Raw genomic sequence first — 21,569 nt, 5'->3', positions numbered from 1 at the left:
TCCCTCTCGGTCAGGCTGTAAGTGAGTCAACCACGACCCACCACTGACCAGAAGGAACCACCATGAGCACCGTCGGCGTCACCCGCGAAGAAATCAGGGACTACGTCCACCAATACAACCTGCAGCCCCACGGCACCCGGACTGCATGGCTGCAGCAACAGCCCTTCTCCAGGGCCACGTTCTACCGCTGGAACCAGCTCGTCTTCGAAGGGGACCTCGACCGCAACCTCGTTCCACGAGATCATGGACAGATGAACACTACCCCGAGCCAACGCTCAGCCTTCGAGCAAGCCCGTGCCAAGGAACAAGCAGAACACGAGGACGAGCTCAAGGCGCTGCGTGAACGCGTCCGCCAGCTCGAAGGAACTAACGAGGCCCTGGGAAAAGCTATCGGGCTCTTGCACGCGTTGAACGAGCAAGAGCCCGCCACGTCAACGACGGACGAGCGCAAGAATTCATCGCCACGGAAAACGAACTGATCCGAGCCCTAACGAGCCTTAACGGTTCGCAACGCCAAGCCCTCAAAGTCACCGGTCTTTCCCGTTCGACCTGGCACTACCGGAGCAGTCCGAGGCCCAGGGCAACGAACCCGATCCACCAGGCGGATCGCGCCTATTCCACCAGGATCAGCCCCGGGGACTGTGAGCGCATCGAAGAGCGTATTCTTGCCGGGTGGGCCGAGGGGAACTCGGTGGACCATTCCTTTGCCACAGCCTGGGATGAAGGACTCATGCTCGCCTCGCGGCGCGCATGGTGGCGTATTGCCGCAGCGCTCGAAGAGCAGATGCTCCGCCCGAAGGTGCCCACCCGAAAACAAAACCGCACAACACGAGGACAAAAGCCTGTGTTGAAAGCCACCGGTCCTGGGCAGATCTGGTCGTGGGACATTACCGACTTGTATTCGCCGTATAAGAACCGCGTGTTCAAGGCCTATTCGATCATCGATATTTTCTCCCGGCAGATCGTCGGGTACCGGGTGGAGGAGCGCGAAGCGGATCATCTGGCCGTGGAGATGTTCCAAGACGCTTTCAAAACCTACGGCGTGCCCCATGTAGTACATGCCGATTCTGGGCCGGCCATGAAGTCCAATGCCTTGAAAGACGCGTTGGAGGCCAAAGGTGTTGAGCTGAGCCATAACCGGCCCTACGTATCGAATGACAACCCGTTCAGTGAGTCCGGATTCAGGACGATGAAGTATCGTCCCGATTATCCAAAAGTATTCTCCGCGCTTGCCGATGCGCGAGCCTATTTGGATGGGTACGTGCCGTGGTACAACGGGCAGCACAAGCATTCGGGGATTGCTTTGTTCTCTCCGGCGCAGGTCCACGACGGGTCTTGGGAGCATGTTTGGCAGGTGCGGCAGCAGGCATTGGAGGATTATTACCGGTTGCATCCGGCACGTTTTCATTACCGTCCGGTGACGCCTGCGCCTGCGGGGGTCGTGGGGATTAACCTGCCGTCAGAAGAGGCGGGTGTTGCGTTGCAGGCAGCTTAGTGACTCCACACAGCTTGACATTTTTCGATGGCGGAGCTGTCCTGAGATTGATGACAGTTCTGCGGGCTGCCCTGCGACATCAAGCGACACAGCTCTACTTGGGCTTGCCATAGCTGTATTTTTCTTTGGCATAGCGTTCTTGATCATGTCCAGGAAGCCAGAGCGGATTCCGCTCGACGCCGCCGGCCCCTTTGGGAAACTCGACTAAAGTCCGAGACCGAGTCGCATCAGCAATTGGGCGGCGCTCTGCATCTACCTTGCACCGTCCCAGTTGAGGTTCCTCTTACGGGCTTCCATACAGAACTGAATGCAAAAGTCAGGACCGTTGGATCAACGGATTATGCGCCGCTCTGAAATCTGTCCCGCAGCCATTCCAGGCTTTCCTGCGTCTGCCCAGGAAGCCGGAAGGCTTCGGTCGAATCGAGAATTTTGGCTGTTGAGGAAACCACTTGTTGGCTCTGTTCTCGTGTCGGTTCATAGCGACGATTACTCAGGGACGCGCCCAATGCAGTTCGGAGTGCTTGAACCTCGTTGATGAGCTGGCGTAAGTCGGTGACTTGCAGGTCTGGTGCCGGTTGGATGATTTCAATGTCCAAGAGGTCGAGTTGGCAAGCTAGTTCGCCCCGTTTCCGTTTATCCAGCCAATGCATGATGCCCTGCCCGGGGCTAGCAATCCGGATGATGCTGCTGGCCGTGCCCATTATCTCCAGGGCCATTTGCCCAGCTTCATCTAGTGCTGCCTCGTATCCATCAAACGGAAAATGGTAAGCAGGTAGATGCGGGAGCCATTCGATCGGAAAACTGTCATGTTCCCAAGCCCATTGGTCCCAGGTCACCGTGTCCTTCGTAATTGACAAACGCACGGTCATTGCCCCTTCACCGGGATCGCCACAGGAACAAAATAGAAGCGGAATCCGACCTTCCGACGGAAAATAGTCCGTCAGCCGGGTCCTTCCCATAAGCACTTCAGCAGCAAGTTTAATGTCGCTCGCATCAAATATGCTCACGTACCCAGATAGGGCATCCGGACCAATCAAGTCGGTGAGACCGCAGCCGTCAAGCACGAATTCAACGCGCGAATTCACGTGGCAAGTTTCCCACTCGCCCCGATCGAAGCCGACGACTGAATGGGTCCACGGTTGAACGCCGATCTGCAGGGAGGCCCTGGAACCATCTTCCCATGGAAAACCGGTTGGTTAGAGGCTGGCTCTCATAGGAAATGCGGACGACCGCGACAGGGGTTGATCGAATCGAACTTGTCGCCGGATAACGTCACGGATAGCGTTACTCTTACGGGCGGCTCGGCGCAGTGCTGAGGACTATGGACGGTTTTACTGAGGCTTTCGGAAACAAATAGGCTATGAATATGACCCCTTCCCTAAAAGTCACTGTGGCGCCGTACTGGCTTTCCTCGATATTCCTTCGTGCTTTTGCTAATCCATTCGTTCTCGTGGACGGCGTTGAACATCCCGCCACGTGGGGTACTCCTTGCAAAGGCATTGTGGAAGCGGGCGACCATGTTGTCGGCGCAGGTATCCGCTACCGAGGCTGCGGTGTCGTATTAGGAGTTTCATCTGCGACTTTCACTATCAGGAATGACCGTGAGACCGCACTGGTGGCTCGTAACGGTTTGCTGAATCACACTCCGTTTACCGTTGAGGAAGTCCCGGCGAACCAGTTGCACAACAATACGTTTACAGTCATGTCGACCATATGATTTTCAAAGGCTGATCGACTGAACCACAGAGCGTTCTCACTAAAAGGCTCCTTGGATGTTTGTCTAAACGCCTCTGGCCGGCACCCATGCGGGTGCCGGCCAGAGGCGTTGCGAAACGAGGGCTGCTAGGCGCGGCCGTCAAACAGGTTCGTAACCGAACCTTCGTGGAATACCTCGGAGATGGCGCGAGCGATCGTTGGAGCGATCGACAGCACGGTCAGGTTCTCGAAGCGCTTCTCTTCCGGGATCGGCAGGGTGTTGGTGACAACAACTTCCTTGGCACCGCACTCGGCCAGGCGCTGCGCGGCTGGATCCGAGAACACTGCGTGGGTCGCGGCGATGATGACATCCTTGGCGCCGGCTTCCTTCAGCACGCGCACAGCACCTGCGATGGTTCCACCGGTGTCGATCATGTCATCGATCAGGATCGCGGTGCGGCCCTCGACCTGGCCCACCACGGTCTTGGACTCGGCCTGGTTAGGCACGGTCAGATCGCGGGACTTGTGGACGAACGCCAGCGGGGTGCCGCCCAAACGGTCTGCCCACTGCTCGGCGACGCGCACGCGGCCGGTATCAGGGGAAACCACGGTGACTTCATTGACGTCTACCTTGGACTTGATGTAGTCAGCCAGCAGCGGGAAGCCGAACAGATGATCCACTGGACCATCGAAGAAGCCCTGGATCTGCGCGGTGTGCAGATCGCAAGAGATCACGCGGTCAGCACCAGCGGTTTTGAACAGGTCCGCGACCAGGCGGGCCGAGATCGGCTCGCGGCCGCGGCCCTTCTTGTCCTGGCGTGCATAAGGGTAGAATGGCGCCACGACGGTGATGCGGCGAGCCGAAGCGCGCTTCATCGAGTCAATCATGATCAGCTGTTCCATCAGCCAGTTGTTCAGCGGTGCCGGGTAGGACTGCAGCAAGAAGACTTCCTTGCCGCGAACCGATTCATCTGAACGGACGTAGATCTCGCCATTGGCGAAGTCGTACGCGTTCAGCGGCAGCAGTTCGGTATCAAGTGCCTTGGCGACCTCGGCGGCCAGCTCGGGGTGCGCACGGCCGGTGGCCAGCACCAGCTTCTTGTCGACGTTATGGCTGATTTCACTCATGGGGTTTGCTTTCTCGCTCGCTTCGCTATCACGTATGAGGTTGTTGTCGAGGAAATGAAGTCTGTAGCTGAATTACTCGGAGGCCGAAGAGTTCAGTGAGGACTTGAACGCTGCGTCAGCCGAGGAAGTGCCCGGGCGCTTTTCAAGCGTCCAGCCCTCGGAGTTGCGCTGCGGTGCCACAGACAGTGCTAGGGCACCGGCCGGGACGTTCTTGCGGACGATGGCTCCGGCTCCGGTGTATGCGCCGTCTCCGATTTCAACCGGAGCAACGAATACGGTGTTAGAGCTGGTGCGCACATGCGAGCCGATCTTGGTGCGGTGCTTCTTTTCGCCATCGTAGTTTGCGGTGATGTTGCCGCAGCCGATGTTGGTGAATTCACCGATTTCAGCATCTCCGGCGTAGCCGAGGTGCGAGAGCTTGGAGCCACGGCCAATCGTGACATTCTTGGTTTCGTAGAAGGCACCGATCTTGCCATCTACACCGAGGTCGGTGCCCGGACGCAGGTAGGCGAACGGACCTACCGAAGCGCCCTCTGCAATGCGCGAGTCGGTGGCGTCGGTGCGCTTGACGGTGGCGCGCTGGCCGACCACGACGTTAGTCAAGGTGGTGTCCGGGCCGACGGTCGCGTTAGCGCCGATGATGGTCTCGCCGTGCAGCTGGGTACCTGGCTTGATGGTGGCGTCCTGGCCGATCATCACATCAGCGTCAATCCAAGTGGTGGCCGGATCAACGATGGTCACGCCCTGGCGCATCCAGAATTCGGTCTTGCGCTCGTTGTAGATGCGAGCCAGGTTGGAAACCTGCACGCGGTCGTTGGCCCCTTCGATCTGCCAGCGGTCCGCGATCTGCGAGGAAGCCACACGGCCACCGCGTTCGCGGGCAATTGCCAACACGTCGGTCAGGTACATTTCGCCCTGCGCGTTCTCGGTGGTGACCTCGGTCAGCGCCGAACGCAGGATCTTGGCATCGAAAGCGTAGATGCCAGAGTTGATTTCCTTGATGAGCAGCTCGTCAGCCGAAGCGTCCTTCTGCTCGCGGATCCCTGCAACCTCGCCCTTGTCATCGCGCAGGATGCGGCCGTAGCCATTGGGGTCATCCAATTCGGTGGTCAGCACGGTGACCGAATTGCCGTTGGACTCGTGCGTGGCGACCAGGTCCTGGAGGACTTCACTGGTGAGCAATGGCACATCGCCGTAGGTCACCACAACGGTGCCTTCAAGTGCCGGGTCCACAACTTCCAAGCCCTGCTGGACTGCACGGCCGGTGCCTGGAATTTCATCCTGGTCGGCAATGGTGATGGAAGGGAACTGGCTCAGAATGTGTTCTGCAACCAGGTCGCGCTGGTGGCGGACAACCGCAACCAGGTTTTGCGGCTGCAAAGCTGAAGCCGCATGAAGCGCATGGCCAATCATGGACCGACCTGCGATTTCATGCATGATTTTCGGCTTCGCCGACTTCATGCGGGTACCAGCCCCGGCGGCTAGGACGATGACAGCTACTGGTGCGTTGACCTGATCACTCAAGTGCATTCTCCTGCAAATTGGATTCAAGGTTTTGGGCAGAAAAGTAAAACCTCAAAGCAAGTCTATCGCGAGCTCCGGGATGCGCTGAACTGGTCAAAAAATAAAAGCGCCACATGCGTGACGCTTCTTGATTGGTTCCGCCCCTAGGATTCGAACCTAGAATGCACAGCTCCAAAGGCTGGCGTGTTGCCATTACACCAGGGCGGAAAATGGCTTGTGCAGGTCATACCCAACAAGCACGCTAATTATTCTGCCATGATCAGCCCGATGTGCGAAATCGCAAAACACCGTAGCTAAACTCACTTTTATTCTCTGTTTTATTCTCCTGCCGCTCACTGGCCCCGCGCGGACCCCATGTGCCCTGCCGCGATCTCGATTTGCCCCCGGAACGTAAAATAGAAATCGTGGCACATTTACTCGGGGGCGAAGCCCTACATCTGGAATATCCCACCCACGTCGTTTTCGACTCGGTAACCATCGGAATTTCCGATGGCGACCGCATCGGCTTGGTGGGCCGCAATGGCGAAGGCAAGTCCTCGCTGCTTGGCATGCTCAGTGACAAGATTGAACCGAACTCCGGGCGTGTGACCAAGCGCAATGGCCTGCGCGTGGGTGTGCTTGACCAGTCAGACACCCTGGACCCCGAAGCAACGGTGCACTTCAGCGTGGTCGGAGAGATGGATGATCACCAGTGGGCCGGCGAAGCCCGCATCCGCGACATCATCTCCGGGCTGGTCGCCGATCTGGACTGGGAAGCGAAAATCGGAACCCTCTCCGGCGGACAGCGCCGCCGCGTGGCACTGGCCGCTTTGCTGGTGCAGGACTGGGATGTCATCATCCTGGACGAGCCGACCAACCATTTGGATGTCGAGGGCATCTCCTGGCTCGCCGAGCACATCGACAAGCGCTGGTCCAAGAGCTCCGGCGGCTTGATGGTAGTCACCCACGACCGCTGGTTCCTGGACGCGGTCTGCACCACGACCTGGGAAGTCCACGACCGCTTGGTCGAGCCTTTCGAAGGCGGCTACGCCGCGTACGTGCTGCAGCGCGTGGAACGCGACCGCATCGCCGCGGTTACCGAAAACAAGCGCCAGAACATGATGAAGAAGGAACTGGCCTGGCTGCGCCGCGGCGCCCCGGCCCGTACTTCCAAACCGAAATTCCGCATCGAGGCCGCTAACCAGCTGATTGCCGATGTTCCACCGGCCCGCAACCCGCTGGAATTGCAGAAGATGGCCACCAGCCGCCTGGGCAAGGACGTCATCGACCTGCTGGATACCGAGGTGTCCTTCGGTGCCAAGCAGGTGCTCAAGCCGTTTACCTGGCGTATCGGCCCGGGCGAACGCACCGGCCTGCTCGGTGCCAACGGCGCCGGCAAATCCACCTTGCTGGGCCTGATCGCCGGCACCGTGGAACCGACCGGCGGCAAGATCAAGCGCGGCCAGACCGTGAAGCTTGCCGTGCTGGACCAGCAGTTCCGCGAATTGGAGCAGATCGGCCAGGACAAGGTCCGCGAAGTCCTGGCTCGCTACCGCACCACCTTCAACGTCGATGGCAAGGACCTGACGCCAGCACAGCTGCTGGAGCGTCTGGGCTTCTCCTCGGCACACCTGTCCACCAAGGTCGCCGAGCTCTCCGGTGGCCAGCGCCGCCGCCTGCAGCTGCTGATGATCCTGATGGACGAGCCGAATGTGATGATCCTCGATGAGCCGACCAACGATGTCGATACCGACATGCTGGCCGCCTTGGAAGACCTGTTGGACTCCTGGCCGGGCACCTTGATTGTCGTTTCCCACGACCGTTACCTGCTTGAACGCGTCACCGACCAGCAGTACGCCATCTTGAACGGCCACTTCCGCCATGTGCCAGGCGGCGTGGATGAGTACTTGAAGCTTCGCAGCGCCGAGGGCTCTACCGGCGGTTCCAATCCTTCGCAGGCTTCCTCCGCAGCCCCGGCTAAGCCTGCCGGCCCCTCGGGCGCCGAGCTGCGTGCCGCGCAGAAGGAACTGAACGCCAACGAGCGCAAGGTAGGACAGCTGGAGGAGAAGATCGCCAAGGTCCATGCCAAGATGGCAGCTCATGACCAAAGCGATTATGAGGGCCTGGGCAAGTTCACCGCTGAGATCAACGAATACCAATCGCAGATTGACCAGTTGGAAGAACGCTGGCTGGAACTATCCGAGCTGCTCGGATAGCACCTGATCTGTGGCTCGCGCCGATGGCTCGGAAATTTATTTCCGAGCCATCGGCTTTTCTTTAGGTAACTTGTCCGCTGCACGCCGGGATCATGGCAGACTTTCCAGCATGGGAACCGTGATTTTGGAGGGGAAGCTGCTGTGCAAGGATGCGGCCGAAGTCGAGCTGGTGAAGAAATTACTGCCGGAGCATATTCGGCTGACCAAGGCTGAACCCGGCTGTATTTCTTTCACAGTCACGCAATCACAGGATCCCTGGGTTTGGCTGGTGAACGAGGAATTTGCAGACGGCGCTGCGTTTGAAGCCCACCAGCAGCGGGCCACGGCAAGCACGTGGGGCCGCAGGACTTCCGGATTACAGCGCAGCTACGAGGTCACGGGCGTGTAGCAAGGCGCATTTTGAAGCCCACATGCGACGGGATGAATCCCAACCTCTGGTAGAAGCGGTGCGCGTCCTGACGCTGCGCATCGCTTGTCAGCTGGATGAGTGAAATGCCCTTGTGTTCCGCGTCGCAGATAGCCCAGCGGATCATTTGCGTGCCCAGTCCGCTTCGGCGCGACTCGCTGGCCACTCGAACTGCCTCGATCTGCATCCGTTTCGCCGCTCGGCGCGCAAGACTCGGCAAGGTGGTCAGCTGCATCGTGCCAACAATTTTTCCGCCCTCGCCTTCCAGCACAATCAGCGCATGCGCGGGGTCAGCATCAATTTCACCGAATGCCTCCAGATAGTGTTCCGGCCCGCCGGCTGCCCCAGAATGCTCTGCACGGCGTATTTCATCCTGTTCCATCAAGGCAATGACCTGTTCAAGATCCTCTATTCGCGCTTCGCGCACGAGGTAGTTCCGGCCCTGTACGGATAACTTGCCGTCGTTCAGGAGCATTTTGCCTCCCTCAGGCATGAGTCTGGGGCCTGCTGCGGGCGCCGATGGCGAAAGCCGAGAGAATGATCCCCGCGCCTTGCAGCAACCATCCCAGAATTCCGACCTGCATCAGCGTGATCATCAAGACACCAGAAATAATAAGAACTAGTGCTGCAGCCCATAGATAGAATCCACGCGTTTTCCGTCCCATGGCCACCGTCTATGCCCGCCGCTGGAACCCTTCAAGGTTTTCCGGTGATCCTATCGGCAAGCACCGCTAGTGCAGAGGTGCTTGTCCTGCCCTTGAGTTCGCTTCGGTCGGCAGCGCCGTAGGCGGCATAGAGTCCTTTGGTTGCCAGCCAGCGCAAGGGTTCGGGCTCCCATTTGCGCACCCGATGGTTTACCCATGGCAAATTGGTCAATTCAGTCTCGGCCCCGAGGATCAAGTCGCGCAGGGTGCGTCCGGCCAGGTTCGCCGCGCCAACCCCGGTTCCGACATACCCTCCGGCCCAGCCCAGGCCGGTGTCCGGATCCAGCCCGACGGTAGCCGCCCAGTCCCGTGGCACGCCAAGGACCCCGGACCATGCATGCTCGATCCTTGCTCCCCGGGTTTGCGGGAACATCCGGTGCAATATTTCTTGCAGCCCCTGTACCGTTTTTTGCGGCGTCACGCCATCGGTATCCGTGCGCGAACCATACTTGTACGGCACGCCCCGTCCGCCAATGGCAATCCGATCATCGGCAGTACGCTGCGCATACATGTAAACATGGGCGTAGTCCCCCAGCACCTCGCCATGCTTCCAGTTCAGTTCATCCCAAATGGATGAAGGCAGTGGTTCGGTAGCGATCAAGGACGAATTCATCGGCAGCCACAAGCGCTTGTGCCCGGCCAATCCGGCGGTGAATCCTTCGGTGGCCCGGATGACGGACTGGGCCTTGAGGGTACCGGCTTCGAAGTCGACGTGGTGCGGCTGCAGTGCGGTAGCGCGCGTGTCCTCATGGATTTTCACTCCGAGCCGTTCCACGACTTCGGCCAGTCCGCGCACCAGTTTAGCCGGGTGGATCCTGGCCGCATGCGGATGGAACAGCCCAGCCCGGGCATTGGCGACGTTGATCTTTGCCTGCGTTGCACCGGCTTCCAGCAGGACGGTATCCGAATGCTCCCATCGCGCGTCGGTCATCGCATCGTCCCGCAGGCGTTGTTCCTGGGCAGCAGTGTAGGCAACTTCCAGTTCCCCGCCTTGCTTCAGCTCCGCATCGATGCCTTCGGCTGAACAAACGGCAATGACCTCGGCCACGGTCTGGTTCATGGCCAGCTGGAAGTCGTTGACCGCTTGCCGGCCATGGGAAGCCAGGTAGCGGTCGCGGCCAGCGGTGATGGTATTGGTAAGCCATCCCCCATTGCGCCCCGAGGCGCCATAGCCCACGTGCCGGGCTTCGAGGATGGTGATATCCAGCTTCGGATTGGCCTTGGCCAAATAGTAAGCGGTCCACAATCCGGTGAATCCTGCACCGACGATCGCGACATCAGCGGTGCTATGGCCGCGCAACTGCTCGCGTGGCGCTGGCAGTCCGATTTCTTCCCACCAGTGCGAGACTCGTCCGTTGAGCATGTTGTGTTCCGCCCCAGAATCAAAAATGAATGGCAATCAATAAGTGTCTTGGGATTCAGCCTAGGGCCAGGCTGGAGGCGCAACAAGACCCCAGGGGCAAATCAGCAAAAGAAATCCCTGCCTGCATCGATGCAGGCAGGGATTTCCAGACATGTCATTCAGACAAGATGATGTGCGCACCGGCAGCTGGAGCAGTGACCGGAATGGTGGCAACGCCTACCTCGTCACCGAGCTGGGCCATGACCTCTTGGGCATGTTCTCCATCCTTGACCAGCAGCGCCAGAGTTGGCCCTGAGCCGGAAACCATGGCACGCAGGGCGCCGGCACCTTCCGCCATATCGCGCATGGTGCCCAGTTCTGGAGCCAGTGCCAAGGAAGCCTGGGTCAGGTCGTTGGCGAGCACCTGGGATAACGCTGGTGCATCCGAAGCCATCAGCGCTTCGATAACCGCTGGGTCGATTTCTTGGGGGACTTCAACTTCGGTGCCTGAACGCAGGCGATCAAGCATGCCGTAGACTCGCGGAGTCGACAGGCCGTAGCTGGCTGGGATCAGCACCCAATGGGTCTTTCCCCGGGTCAGCAGCGGGGCCAGTTTGTCCCCGATGCCCAGGCCGATGGCCGCTCCACCCATCAAGGCAAAGGGTACGTCAGCCCCTAGGCGTGCGCCCAAGCGGCCCAGTTCCTCGCGGTCCAGCCCGGTTCCCCACAGCTCATTGCACGCCACCAGGGTGGCTGCTGCATCAGCGGAGCCGCCACCCATGCCACCGGCAATCGGCACCCGCTTGGTGATGTGCAGGTCCGCTCCGAGGGTACAGCCGGTATGCTCCCGCAGCAGTTCTGCTGCTTGATGCACCAGGTTATTGGACCCCAGCGGAAAGTTCTCCGGTTCCGAGACCACCGGAGAATCAGGCTCCAAGCTCAGCAGCAGTTCCCCATCGGTGCGCAGGGTCGCCTCGATCTGTTCGGTCAGGGAAACCGCCACGTAGAGGCTGGCGACTTCATGGTAGCCATCCTCACGCGGAGGGCCTACCTTGAAATAGCAGTTGATCTTGCCCGGTGCGGTGGCAATTACATGCTGCTTGGACATGCTTATGCCTCGCTCGACGGGGCTTGCGCCGGAACAGCCTGTGCAGCTCGGGCAATGTCAATGTACTGCTCGATATCCAGCTTCTCCCCGCGTTCCTTCGGATCGATGCCGGCGGCAACCAGGATCTGCTCAGCACGAGCACCGGAACCGGCCCAGCCGGAGAGGGCCGCGCGCAGGGTCTTGCGACGCTGTGCGAAGGCCGCGTCGATAATGGCAAAGACTTCCCTGCGATCCGGGGCATCGCTGCGATCCTTGTCGCGGGTGAATCCCACCAGGCCGGAATGGATCTTTGGAGCGGGCCAGAAGACGTTCATGCCGATGACGCCGGCTTTGCGCATGGTTCCGTACCAGGCGCCCTTGACCGATGGGACACCGTAGATCTTATTGCCCGGGGTGGCTGCCATCCGGTCGGCCACTTCATCCTGCACCATGACCAGGCCATTGCGGATGGATGGGAAGTGCTCCAGCAGGTGCAGCACGACGGGCACAGCTACGTTATATGGAAGGTTTGCAACCAGAGAGGTCGGCTCTCCGGGAAGTTCGGTGACCTTCATGGCATCGGAAAGGATCACTGTCAGGTCATCTTCACGGCCAGGGCGGAACTCGGCCATGGTCTGCGGAAGGCGTTTGGCCAGCGGTGGGTCGATTTCCACGGCCACGACTTTGGCGGCGGCATCCATGATGCCCAAGGTCAGGGATCCTAGTCCCGGGCCCACCTCCAGCACCGTTTCAGATGGGTCGACTTTGGCGGCGGCGACGATGCGGCGGATGGTGTTCCCATCGATCACAAAGTTCTGCCCCAGCGTCTTGGTAGGGCGGATTCCCAGCTCTTCAGCCAGACGACGGATTTCGGTGGCCCCAAGCAGCGGCAAAGATTCCTTAGACATCACAAATCCAATTCTAGTTCAGCTAGATTGATCCAAACATAACAACGCGACGCATCCACCGTGATGGTGGACGCGTCGCGTTGTTATTCAGCTTTTGTGTTTAGCGCAGACCCAGCTTGGCCGAGCAGTGTGGCCAGTGGCCCCATCCGCCGTTGGCACGCAGCTTTTCAGCGGTCGCAATCTGCTCTGCAGGGCTTGCCTGGTGCGGCAGCGGTGCGTACTGGGCGCCACCTGCTGCGCGCCACGAAGATGCGGAGAACTGCAGGCCGCCGTAGTAGCCGTTGCCGGTGTTGATCGACCAATTGCCACCGGACTCGCACTTAGCCAGTGCAGCCCAGGTTGAGGAAATGTTGCTCGGGGTTGGAGTCTTCTTGGAAGTAGTTTCCTTCTCTTCTTCCTTGGTACCAACCTTGATGACTTCAGCAACCGGTTTCTTGGTGATCTTGGACTTGAGGACTTCTTCCTCGCCCTTCTTGCCATTGCGGGATTCCTGGCGCAGGGTCAGATCACGCTCGCCCTTTTCGCCTTCGGTCTTGACCTTGGTCTCGCCCTTGTCCAGCGAGCTGTCCTTGACCTTCTTGGTCTCGAAGTCGATGTCGCGGGTTTCATCCCAGGTCTTGACGGTTACGTCGATGACCTCGACGGTCGCGTCGGCAGCCAGCTTGACGCTGTCCTTGGCGTTCTTATCGGTTTCGCCCTTGATCTTTACGTTGATTTCATCGTTGCCGTCGACTTCGATCTTCTGCTCTGCGAGCAGTTCCTTGACGGTCAATGCGGTCGATGCGATCTTTTTCTTCTTGTCCTTGACAATCAGGGTCATGTCCTTGGGAGTGACGACTTCCAGTTCGTCGCTCAAGGCAGCAAGCTCCATGTCTCCATCGAGGGAAATCTCGGAATCCTTGTCAATATCGAGCTGTGCAACAACGTCGGCAACGGTCATGCCGGTCGTGTGCACGACGCGCTCGGTGCCATCGACGGTTACGTCGATGGACTTGTTGCGCTTGATATCCACCAGCTGCTCATCGGCAAGATCGGAATCCAGTGCGGCGGAGATCTCGTCGCGCTTGGCCAAGTTGATGTCCTGCTGTTCGAGCAGTGCGCCAACGGTAGCTGCACGGGTGGTGATTTCTTCGCGCTGCCCGTCAACGGAAACGACGACCGACATCTGGCCGGAGATGTAGAACACTGCACCGGCGATAACCACGGCTACGGCGAGCGCCTGAGCCAGGTATTTCACCCATGTTTTCTTGAGCAAGTGAGTCACGGTAGTAAGATCCCCATCGTTTGTAGGCCCGACGCCGGATGGTCTTTCCGGTTCATTGGTTGAGCCCGGCAGCTTTCGCTGCCTGTTCTTCAATCAAAATTGCGCCGTGTTTCCGTTTGCATCGAGGCGAGAGGATCAGGCTGCCTTGGACGCACCATGCCATTTTCTGGCAGGAACATCTTCGGACATCTCATCCACCGTAACCGAATTGTTATAATTCTTGCAAGTGTCCTGTAACGAGACCCACACCGTCCCGGTCTAGAATCCTCCGTACACTTCGCGGGTATTGGCATCAATCTGGGTGCAGAATTCGGCCAGTTCAATCCCCTTGGTTTCCGCCAAGAACCTAGTGGTGTAGGGAATCATGTAGCTCGCGTTAGGGCGTCCGCGGAATGGGTGCGGCGTCAAGAACGGGGCATCGGTTTCCACCAAAAGCAATTTCGGATCAGCCAGTTCCAGAGCTTCGCGAAGATCATGGGAATTCTTGAACGTCACCGTTCCCGAGAACGACATGTACCAGCCATTGTCGTTGCAGATGCGTGCCAGCTGCGCATCGCCTGAGAAGCAGTGGAAGACCACTTTCTTCGGCAACTGCGCATCCTGCAGCACCCGAACGACGTCGTCATGGGCATCGCGATCATGGATTTGCAGAGCCTTGCCTTGTTCTACGGCTATGCGCAAGTGCTCGCGGAAGGAATGCTCCTGCGCCCCACGTCCCTCTTCACCGGTCCGGTAGTAGTCCAACCCCGTCTCCCCGATGGCACGCACCCGCGGATCCGAGGCCAGCTCTTCGATCCGCCCGATCGCCTGGTCCAGCTGCGCACGCTCAGCAAGGCGGGCCGCATCGTTGGGATGAATGGCTACGGCTGCCAGAATATTCGCATGCTCGTTGGCGACCTGAACAGCATATTCAGATGACTGCACATCGCAGCCAACTTGGATCAGCCCTTTAACACCGACGGCAGCTGCCGCAGCTAGCGCCTCGGAGGCCGATACCTTCACGGTTCCGTCAAGGAAGTCCAAGTGCGTGTGGTTATCGACCACGGGAACTGGCAGCGCCTCGGGCGCTTCCGGGTAGTGCAAATTGCGCTTGCTTCCACCTTCTTCGCTGTCTGCAGCGCGCGCCCGCTCCCCCTGCTGAGCCTGCGGCGCTTCGTCCACAGGGCGGTAAGCTGCTGGAACCAGCGTGAGATCGGTATGTTTCTTCTTGGACACGGTAATCCTTTGCGCATCAGTACTGAGGTCAACCCTGCGGTTAATTGTGGCACCACCTCGTGCATTGGCAATAATCCGGCGCTCACTCCCCGGCAATAAGAGTCTGTTGCTGGATAAAAGAACCCCATATGATGTGATGCAAGACGCAATCGAATGCAGTAACTGCGAATGATCTCGCAGGTGATTCATTCTTCAGAAGGAGCCGCGCATGAGTGCGAACCAAACAGTGCCGTCGCTCGATTCAGCATTCCAGTCGAATTGCCAGCGGATATTCGATGCGGTCCAAAGCGTCATCACTGGCAAGCCAGAGGCCGTAACCAGCGCATTGACCGTATTGCTGGCACAGGGCCATCTCTTGATCGAAGACGTCCCAGGAGTCGGCAAGACCATGCTGGCCAAATCAATGGCGCGCAGTGTCAATGGTTCAGTTCATCGCATTCAGTTCACCCCGGATCTTCTGCCCAGCGATGTCACCGGCGTTTCGGTGTACTCCCCGCAGACACACGAATTCACCTTCCACCCGGGGCCGATCTTCGCCAATATTGTCATTGCCGATGAGATCAACCGGGCAAACGCTAAAACACAGTCGGCACTGCTTGAATGCATGGAAGAACAACAAGTCACCGTAGATTCAATCACCCACCGGCTAGAGCAGCCCTTCATGGTGGTGGCAACCCAGAATCCCGTTGATTCTGAAGGCACTTTCGCTTTGCCTGAAGCCCAACGTGACCGATTCATGGCACGGCTGTCGCTGGGGTATCCGCAACGCGACGCGGAAATCTCGATGCTTGCCGGCCGGCACCAATTCGACCCCTTGGAAGCACTGCGGGCCGTGGTGGAGCTAGCGGAGCTACGGCACATGATTGAGCAGGTCAAAACGGTCATTGTCACCGAACGCTTGGGCTCCTACGTCGTGGATCTGGGCCGGGCCACCCGCGAGCATCCGCAAGTAGCCTTGGGCGCCTCCCCGCGCGCTCTGATCCAGTGGGTCCGCGCCGCCAAGGCCCGTGCCGCAATCCAAGGACGCGACCACGTATTGCCCGAAGACGTTCGCAGCGTAGCCCAAATGGTGCTCAACCACCGCCTGATTCTGACCCGAAGAGCGGTTGCCGACGGTATGGATACCAGTGCTGTGATTCAAGAGCTGGTTGCCAGCACCCCCGTGAACTAGCACAACAGCCATGGAAAAGATTCCCCGCTACGATTCGCGCGATGCCCTGTCGTGGACGCGGACCGAGACAACACCGCCGGCCCTGCGGCGGTGGCATCTTGACCTGTTCACTGTGCGTGGCTGGTGCACGGCAGCGGCTGGCGGACTGCTGGTATTCGTGTCCTACCTGTTGGGACGGCACGAAATGATGGCGCTGGGCCTGGCGCTGCTGACGTTGGCGTTGGCCAGCTGGGCCTTGGCCTTCAACTTGCGTGGACGAACGAATTTGCACCGCGAACTGCTCTCTGTGGTTCCCAGCGTTGGCGAGGTCAGCAGGTTCCGTTTAACCTGTGCCGAACCAGCAACCATCCAAGAGCAACTGCCAGAAGATTTTGGCCCCGGCCCGCGCTTCCAAGCTCCTGGATCCGTTGAATACGAGTTGGTGTTCCGCACGCGCGGAATCCATCTATTGGGGCCTGCCCAGCAAATAGTCGGCGACCCGCTGGGACTTATCCGGGGAATGGTGCGCACCGGGGACGATTTGGAAGTTCCTGTACGTTCGCAACTGCATGCCCTGGATCGGCTGGCCTCGCTGGGCGAACGCACGCTGACCGGCGATGCCAAATTCTCCCGGAGCACCACCGCCGATTACTACGATGTCGCCACCCGCGACTACCAGCAAGGAGACTCCATCCGCCAGGTCCATTGGAAAGCCAGCGCCCGCCACGGCAAGCTCATGGTTCGCCAAGAAAACCACGTCGCCACAGCCCAAGCCCTTCTGGCTTTGGATACTTCCTTGGACCGCTGGATCCACAGCGGATCGGATCTGAAGCTCTCCTTGCCGCAGGCTCGCGCAGAAGCGCTGACCAGCAGTCGCCGCTTCGAGAACGCATTGTCATTGGCCAGCAGCATTGGCCTGCGCTACGCCAACAGCGGCTACCAGCTCGCCTTCCGCAATCTGGACGGAATGCCCTTGGCTGAACGCGACCAGCAGAGCATCTCCGAGCTGGGCGCACTGGATTCTTTTGAAGACTTCCATGCTGCAACGTCGGAATTGGCCTTGGTCAATGATGCAATGCCCGCCAATGGAGCAGAAATCTTCGGCAGTTCCTTGCACAAGGAATTGCTGGGCTACCGCGACGAACCTGTCATCATGATCCTCGGTGAACTCGACACGGCTCAGGCAGCATGGCTGGCTACCCTCGCCCGCACCGTGCGCCACGGTGAGCTGTTCCTATTGGTCAGCAACCCAGAACGTTATCTGCGCGTGCACCAGGAATTGGCACGCACCGGATGGAAAATACACATCCTTCCCGGCAACATGTCCATAGATTCGATGTGGAACGATGAGCGCTGACCTTGCCGCGCGCCTCGCGCAAATTGCAAACCCTCCAGCTCCCACTCCGGAGCCAGGGTACAAGCGGGCACTGCGGTGGTTGCTCGTTCCGATTGCCGCCGCGTGCTGCCTTGCTGTCGCAGTGCTGGCCGGCTCGGCCTCGCTGAGCGGCGTTGTCGAAGGTGCTCGTTGGTTCCCGGCCCTGGTCGTCCCGATTCTTGCCTTGCACTTATCGGCCGCTGTATTGCGCGCAATCCCCCGCTTGCGCTGGGCTGCTTTTCCCGCGGCGGCGATCGTGGCACTGCTTGCCGTCGCGTTCAGCGAAGCCCGCACACTGAACCTGGGGAACTTGCCATTTACCCAGTGGGTCTGGGCGATGTTGAGCGAAGCTGGCATGCAGCTGGCCACTCAAGTTCCGCCTGTGGCCACTTCCCTGCCCGTAGCCTTCAGCGTCCTGTGCTTCACGCTGGCCATCAGCTTGGCCGTCGAGCTGCTGGCCGGTTCGCGCCGGCTGGCCATGCTGAGCATCATTCCCATAACGCTGGCACCGATTATCGCCTCGCTGTTCAAGCAAGAAGGAGCCGGAATTGGTTATCTGGCGCTGATTTTGCTGGGCATGCTCGGGTATATCGCTCTCATTCCCTATCTCTTCGCCCCGGTATCCGCCAAGCATGCCAGAGTGCCCCTGCCCAAGCCCAGGACGTTGGGAATTCTAGGTATAACCGCCATGGCTTGCATCAGTGTCCTCTTGGCCGCCAGCTCCTGGATGCCAGGGTTCCGCAATGGTATGTTCTCCGAAGGGCAACGGCCGTCGGGAGACTTGCTGGCAAGCAATGTCGACCCGTTGATCAATCTGGGGCGAGACCTGCGTTCAAACAGCGGCGTCCCTATTTTGACCTACTACACGACCGCAGAAAAGGCGCCGTATCTGCGCACCCAGGTCATCAAGGACCTCTCCGCTGACCGCTGGGAACCAAGCGAAGACATGCTGACATCCACGCTTAACGGCACCACAGCAGTTCCGAAGAATTTCAACGAGCTCAACAGCACCAATGAACTGCTTCAAATGAACTGGCCCGGTGGAATCAGCACTTCCGTGCTCCCCCTGCCCAACCGAGCCCACTTCGTGCAGGGCATCGCTGGGGACTGGAATTGGACTTATGAGACTTCCGTCGCCGGTCTCTCCTCCGAGGCCCGGGCATCCACCAACGATATTTCCGTGACCTATGCGGACTTATTCATCAATACCGAAATGGTCCGCAACATCGGCCAGTTGGGAATCAGTGCAGCTGCGCAGCTGCCCGAATATCTGAAGCTTCCCCAAGATCCAGATAATGGGCTGGAACCGCTATTGCAGCAAACTTTGAACGAAGTCTTCGGCCAGGGCGGGATTCCTGCCAATGATATCGATGCCGCCATAGCGCTGCAGCATTTCTTCCGTTCCGGCGACTTCGTCTACTCCGAACGCACGCCCCTGCGCGAAGGCTATGACGGCGCCAATTCCCGTGTCGTCGAAGCCTTCTTGTCCCGGCGCCAAGGATACTGTGTGCATTTTGCCTCCGCCATGGCGCTGCTTGCGCGCAAGGCAGGCATCCCCTCGCGCATCGTAGTGGGCTACGCGCCAGGTGAAGCTACCGGAGAGAGCATCAACTTCAACGACGACATGTCCCGGGGCATGCTGGACCGGAGCATTGAAGACGGCACAGAGCTCACCGGCTACTCGGTCAGTGGAAAGCAGTCCCATGCGTGGCCGGAACTGTACCTGAACGGCATGGGATGGGTTTCCTTCGAACCGACCCCGGGGCGTGGCTACTCACCAAGCTATGCTCCGGAACCAACGCCTACCTCTACCCCGCAAGAAAGTACTGCGCCCGAGGTCCCCACCGAACGCAGCGTCCCGAGCGCTTCAGCCAGTGCCACGCCAACGGCCCAGGCTGATGCCGTTGGCAATGAAGCTCAAGATTCGTTCGTTGCCTGGCTGGTTCCGGTTCTGCTCGTGGCCGCTTGCTTCGCGTTGAGCGTTTCTCCGTGGATCCGCCATCGGCAACGCCAAGAACGGCTGGAGCGGGTGCGCAGGGGCGGGGATTCGGCTGCCCGCGCGCTATTGGCCGAGCTGCAGGCCATTGGCGCGGATTATCGGGAACCAGCAGGCCATCACGAGTCAGCTGGCGACTACACTACGCGATTGAGCGAAAATCATCCGCAGGTGGCCGATGAACTGCAGACGTTGAAAACCGTGGTTCAAGAGAGCTTCTACGCCAACAGGCATCTGGGTGCCGAAGACAGCACGATCTTGCTTGATGCCTTGCGTGCGGTTCAAGAAAACTTGCGCAGCGAACTGAGCTTCATCCAGCGCTGCTCAGCGTTCCTGTTCCCTAATTCGGTGCGCCCTGCCCGCCCAGGCAAGCGTCCGCGAATCAATGCCTAGCAGTTGAATTTAAAAAGCCAAGGCCCACCCGGAACGTTCCGGGTGGGCCTTGGCTGTAGCTGAAGAATTTACTTCTTGGCTGCGTATGGATCGGCGATGCCGATGTACTGCACCGTGGTGTACTCTGCCAGGCCTTCTGCGCCGCCTTCACGGCCCAGACCCGACTGCTTCACGCCACCGAATGGTGCCGCGGCGTTGGAGATGACGCCAGCGTTGAAGCCGACCAGACCGAATTCGATCTGCTCCGAAACGCGGAACATGCGGTTGAAGTCCTGCGAGTAGATGTAGGACGCCAGGCCGTATTCGCTGGCGTTAGCCAGCTTGATGGCTTCGGCCTCGTTCTTGAAGGTGGTCACCGGTGCCACTGGGCCGAAGATTTCCTGGGTCAGGATCGTCGCGTCGTTGGCCACGTTGGCCAGCACGGTTGGCTGGTAGAAGTAGCCTGGTCCGTCTACTGGCGCACCACCGGTGACGGCAGTTGCGCCGGCTGCGACAGCGGCCTCGACCAGTGCGTGGACTTCGTCGCGGGCCTTTTCCTCGACCAATGGGCCAACGGTGGTATCCGGGTCGGTACCGCGTCCTGGCTTCAGGGCCTTCATGGCCGATGCGAACTTCGCGGTGAATTCTTCGGCTACGTCCTCGTGGACCAGGAAGCGGTTCGCTGCAGTGCAGGCCTCGCCCATGTTGCGCATCTTGGCAGCCATGGCGCCTTCAACAGCTGCATCCAGGTCAGCATCCTCGAACACGAGGAATGGTGCGTTGCCGCCCAGTTCCATCGAGGTACGCAGAACCTTGTCCGCGGCATCCTTCATGAGCTGCTTGCCCACTGGGGTGGAGCCGGTGAAGGAAACCTTGCGCAGGCGGTCATCGGCCATCAGCGGGCCGGAGATCTTCGAAGCCGAAGAACCGGAGACCACGTTCAGCACGCCAGCTGGCAGGCCGGCTTCCATCATGGTGGCCGCAAACAGCTGCGAGGTCAGCGGGGTCAGCTTGGCAGGCTTGAGCACCATGGTGCAACCGGCGGCAATGGCCGGGCCGACCTTGCGGGTGGCCATGGCCAGTGGGAAGTTCCACGGGGTAATCAGCAGGCATGGGCCAACTGGCTTGTGGTGCACCAGCACCTTGTTCTTGCCCTCTGGGGTGGTGACGTAGCGGCCGTAGTGGCGCACGGTCTCTTCGGAGAACCAGCGCAGGAATTCAGCACCGTAGGTCACTTCGCCGTAAGCCTCGGCCAGCGGCTTGCCCATTTCAAGGCTCATCAGCAGCGCGAAGTCGTCTTTGCGCGCGGTCACCAGGTCAAAGGCGCGGCGCAGGATCTCGGCGCGTTCGCGTGGCGCGGTCAGCGCCCATTCGGCCTGAACTGCGTCAGCGGCATCCAGGGCCGCCATGGCGTCTTCGCTGGTCGCGCTGGCCAGGGTCAGCAGCTTTTCTCCGGTCGCCGGATCAAGCACGTCGAAGGTGCCGCCATCCGAGGCATCTCGCCATTCGCCATTAATCAAAAGGCCGGTTGGTACCTTGGCAAGCAACTCTGCTTCGCGCTGGGCCGTAATCGACATACGTGCGTCTCCTGATAATAAGTAATGAAAACTGATCGTCTTTGATGTCTACGCTATTCCCGGCAGGCCACGAATGTAAATTGCCGTCTGCACGATGAAAGCGAGCATTCATTGTGCATTTAGCCTATGCGAACGC

18 protein-coding genes and 1 tRNA gene are annotated in these 21,569 nt (G+C 59.5%); 8 read left to right on the top strand and 11 right to left on the bottom strand.

Annotated elements, in window-relative coordinates; all coding sequences use genetic code 11:
- The first annotated feature begins 62 nt into the window (after positions 1-62).
- Both AARI_RS04545 and AARI_RS04540 read left to right on the top strand, forming a co-directional pair.
- A complete protein-coding gene (locus tag AARI_RS04545) occupies positions 63-479 on the top strand; it encodes a hypothetical protein (protein WP_013348132.1) in 417 nt (138 codons plus the stop codon).
- Positions 480-691: 212 nt separating this feature from the next.
- On the top strand, positions 692-1,495 hold the full coding sequence (locus AARI_RS04540) for a DDE-type integrase/transposase/recombinase (protein WP_157867086.1): 804 nt from the start codon (positions 692-694) through the stop codon (positions 1,493-1,495).
- Between the two features lie 338 nt (positions 1,496-1,833).
- Here AARI_RS04540 and AARI_RS04535 read toward each other — a convergent pair whose 3' ends face one another.
- On the bottom strand, positions 1,834-2,580 hold the full coding sequence (locus tag AARI_RS04535; RefSeq protein WP_013348167.1) for a hypothetical protein: 747 nt from the start codon (positions 2,578-2,580) through the stop codon (positions 1,834-1,836).
- A gap of 281 nt (positions 2,581-2,861) precedes the next feature.
- On the opposite strand from AARI_RS04535, the gene AARI_RS19580 reads away from it, so the two are divergent.
- Entirely contained in the window at positions 2,862-3,212 is a 351-nt protein-coding gene (locus AARI_RS19580) for a hypothetical protein (RefSeq protein WP_157867087.1), read from the top strand.
- A gap of 125 nt (positions 3,213-3,337) precedes the next feature.
- Here AARI_RS19580 and AARI_RS04530 read toward each other — a convergent pair whose 3' ends face one another.
- From AARI_RS04530 to AARI_RS04520, 3 genes are all read right to left on the bottom strand, one after another.
- The gene (locus AARI_RS04530) at positions 3,338-4,318 is read right to left on the bottom strand and encodes a ribose-phosphate diphosphokinase (RefSeq protein ID WP_013348166.1); all 981 of its coding nucleotides are present in this window, start codon (positions 4,316-4,318) and stop codon (positions 3,338-3,340) included.
- A 72-nt stretch (positions 4,319-4,390) separates the two neighbouring features.
- A complete protein-coding gene (gene glmU, locus AARI_RS04525; RefSeq protein ID WP_013348165.1) occupies positions 4,391-5,842 on the bottom strand; it encodes a bifunctional UDP-N-acetylglucosamine diphosphorylase/glucosamine-1-phosphate N-acetyltransferase GlmU in 1,452 nt (483 codons plus the stop codon).
- Positions 5,843-5,974: 132 nt separating this feature from the next.
- Positions 5,975-6,049: transfer RNA gene (locus tag AARI_RS04520), tRNA-Gln, on the bottom strand.
- A 197-nt stretch (positions 6,050-6,246) separates the two neighbouring features.
- On the opposite strand from AARI_RS04520, the gene AARI_RS04515 reads away from it, so the two are divergent.
- Both AARI_RS04515 and AARI_RS04510 read left to right on the top strand, forming a co-directional pair.
- Positions 6,247-8,037, top strand: a complete 1,791-nt coding sequence (locus AARI_RS04515; RefSeq protein ID WP_013348164.1) for an ABC-F family ATP-binding cassette domain-containing protein — start codon at positions 6,247-6,249, stop codon at positions 8,035-8,037.
- Positions 8,038-8,047: 10 nt separating this feature from the next.
- Complete coding sequence (locus tag AARI_RS04510; RefSeq protein ID WP_231849442.1) at positions 8,048-8,425, top strand: putative quinol monooxygenase; 378 nt, start codon at positions 8,048-8,050, stop codon at positions 8,423-8,425.
- On the opposite strand, the gene AARI_RS04505 is transcribed toward AARI_RS04510, so the two are convergent.
- From AARI_RS04505 to AARI_RS04475, 6 genes are all read right to left on the bottom strand, one after another.
- Positions 8,412-8,918, bottom strand: a complete 507-nt coding sequence (locus AARI_RS04505; RefSeq protein ID WP_049862712.1) for a GNAT family N-acetyltransferase — start codon at positions 8,916-8,918, stop codon at positions 8,412-8,414. The genes AARI_RS04510 and AARI_RS04505 overlap by 14 nt on opposite strands.
- A 221-nt stretch (positions 8,919-9,139) precedes the next feature.
- Positions 9,140-10,510 (bottom strand): NAD(P)/FAD-dependent oxidoreductase, encoded by a 1,371-nt coding sequence (locus AARI_RS04495; RefSeq protein WP_013348160.1) that lies wholly within the window; start codon positions 10,508-10,510, stop codon positions 9,140-9,142.
- A 154-nt stretch (positions 10,511-10,664) separates the two neighbouring features.
- Positions 10,665-11,597: a 4-(cytidine 5'-diphospho)-2-C-methyl-D-erythritol kinase gene (locus AARI_RS04490; RefSeq protein ID WP_013348159.1), complete on the bottom strand. Its 933-nt coding sequence runs from the start codon at positions 11,595-11,597 to the stop codon at positions 10,665-10,667.
- 2 nt (positions 11,598-11,599) lie between these two features.
- On the bottom strand, positions 11,600-12,484 hold the full coding sequence (gene rsmA / locus AARI_RS04485) for a 16S rRNA (adenine(1518)-N(6)/adenine(1519)-N(6))-dimethyltransferase RsmA (RefSeq protein ID WP_041648488.1): 885 nt from the start codon (positions 12,482-12,484) through the stop codon (positions 11,600-11,602).
- A gap of 100 nt (positions 12,485-12,584) precedes the next feature.
- The gene (locus AARI_RS20260) at positions 12,585-13,721 is read right to left on the bottom strand and encodes a resuscitation-promoting factor (RefSeq protein WP_269446607.1); all 1,137 of its coding nucleotides are present in this window, start codon (positions 13,719-13,721) and stop codon (positions 12,585-12,587) included.
- Between the two features lie 285 nt (positions 13,722-14,006).
- On the bottom strand, positions 14,007-14,963 hold the full coding sequence (locus AARI_RS04475) for a TatD family hydrolase (RefSeq protein WP_013348156.1): 957 nt from the start codon (positions 14,961-14,963) through the stop codon (positions 14,007-14,009).
- 208 nt (positions 14,964-15,171) lie between these two features.
- Here AARI_RS04475 and AARI_RS04470 point away from each other — a divergent pair, with 208 nt between their 5' ends.
- The 3 genes from AARI_RS04470 to AARI_RS04460 are packed head-to-tail and all read left to right on the top strand — an operon-like array spanning position 15,172 to position 19,877.
- Positions 15,172-16,134: an AAA family ATPase gene (locus AARI_RS04470; protein ID WP_013348155.1), complete on the top strand. Its 963-nt coding sequence runs from the start codon at positions 15,172-15,174 to the stop codon at positions 16,132-16,134.
- A gap of 10 nt (positions 16,135-16,144) precedes the next feature.
- Positions 16,145-17,470, top strand: coding sequence for a DUF58 domain-containing protein (locus AARI_RS04465; RefSeq protein ID WP_013348154.1), 1,326 nt, complete (start codon positions 16,145-16,147; stop codon positions 17,468-17,470).
- Complete coding sequence (locus AARI_RS04460) at positions 17,460-19,877, top strand: transglutaminase TgpA family protein (protein WP_013348153.1); 2,418 nt, start codon at positions 17,460-17,462, stop codon at positions 19,875-19,877. The genes AARI_RS04465 and AARI_RS04460 overlap by 11 nt, the downstream gene beginning before the upstream one ends.
- Before the next feature lie 68 nt (positions 19,878-19,945).
- Here the strand turns inward: AARI_RS04460 and AARI_RS04455 are convergent, their stop codons facing one another.
- Positions 19,946-21,433 carry an NAD-dependent succinate-semialdehyde dehydrogenase gene (locus AARI_RS04455; RefSeq protein WP_013348152.1) on the bottom strand — a complete coding sequence of 496 codons (1,488 nt, stop codon included), beginning with the start codon at positions 21,431-21,433 and terminating at the stop codon, positions 19,946-19,948.
- Between the last annotated feature and the right edge of the window lie 136 nt (positions 21,434-21,569).

Origin of the sequence: Glutamicibacter arilaitensis Re117, assembly GCF_000197735.1 — a bacterium.
In the GTDB taxonomy this organism is placed as follows: domain Bacteria; phylum Actinomycetota; class Actinomycetes; order Actinomycetales; family Micrococcaceae; genus Glutamicibacter; species Glutamicibacter arilaitensis.
The sequence above is the reverse complement of the archived record's forward strand: the minus strand, read 5'-3'. Positions and strand labels throughout refer to the sequence as shown.

Bases quoted from the DNA above. Each gene is read 5' to 3' on its own strand.
- AARI_RS04545 (WP_013348132.1), top strand. From the start codon at position 63: ATGAGCACCGTCGGCGTCACCCGCGAAGAAATCAGGGACTACGTCCAC.
- AARI_RS19580 (WP_157867087.1), top strand. From the start codon at position 2,862: ATGACCCCTTCCCTAAAAGTCACTGTGGCGCCGTACTGGCTTTCCTCG.
- AARI_RS04530 (WP_013348166.1), bottom strand. From the start codon at position 4,318: ATGAGTGAAATCAGCCATAACGTCGACAAGAAGCTGGTGCTGGCCACC.
- AARI_RS04505 (WP_049862712.1), bottom strand. From the start codon at position 8,918: ATGCTCCTGAACGACGGCAAGTTATCCGTACAGGGCCGGAACTACCTC.
- AARI_RS04495 (WP_013348160.1), bottom strand. From the start codon at position 10,510: ATGCTCAACGGACGAGTCTCGCACTGGTGGGAAGAAATCGGACTGCCA.
- AARI_RS04490 (WP_013348159.1), bottom strand. From the start codon at position 11,597: ATGTCCAAGCAGCATGTAATTGCCACCGCACCGGGCAAGATCAACTGC.
- rsmA (WP_041648488.1), bottom strand. From the start codon at position 12,484: ATGTCTAAGGAATCTTTGCCGCTGCTTGGGGCCACCGAAATCCGTCGT.
- AARI_RS04470 (WP_013348155.1), top strand. From the start codon at position 15,172: ATGAGTGCGAACCAAACAGTGCCGTCGCTCGATTCAGCATTCCAGTCG.
- AARI_RS04465 (WP_013348154.1), top strand. From the start codon at position 16,145: ATGGAAAAGATTCCCCGCTACGATTCGCGCGATGCCCTGTCGTGGACG.
- AARI_RS04460 (WP_013348153.1), top strand. From the start codon at position 17,460: ATGAGCGCTGACCTTGCCGCGCGCCTCGCGCAAATTGCAAACCCTCCA.
- AARI_RS04455 (WP_013348152.1), bottom strand. From the start codon at position 21,433: ATGTCGATTACGGCCCAGCGCGAAGCAGAGTTGCTTGCCAAGGTACCA.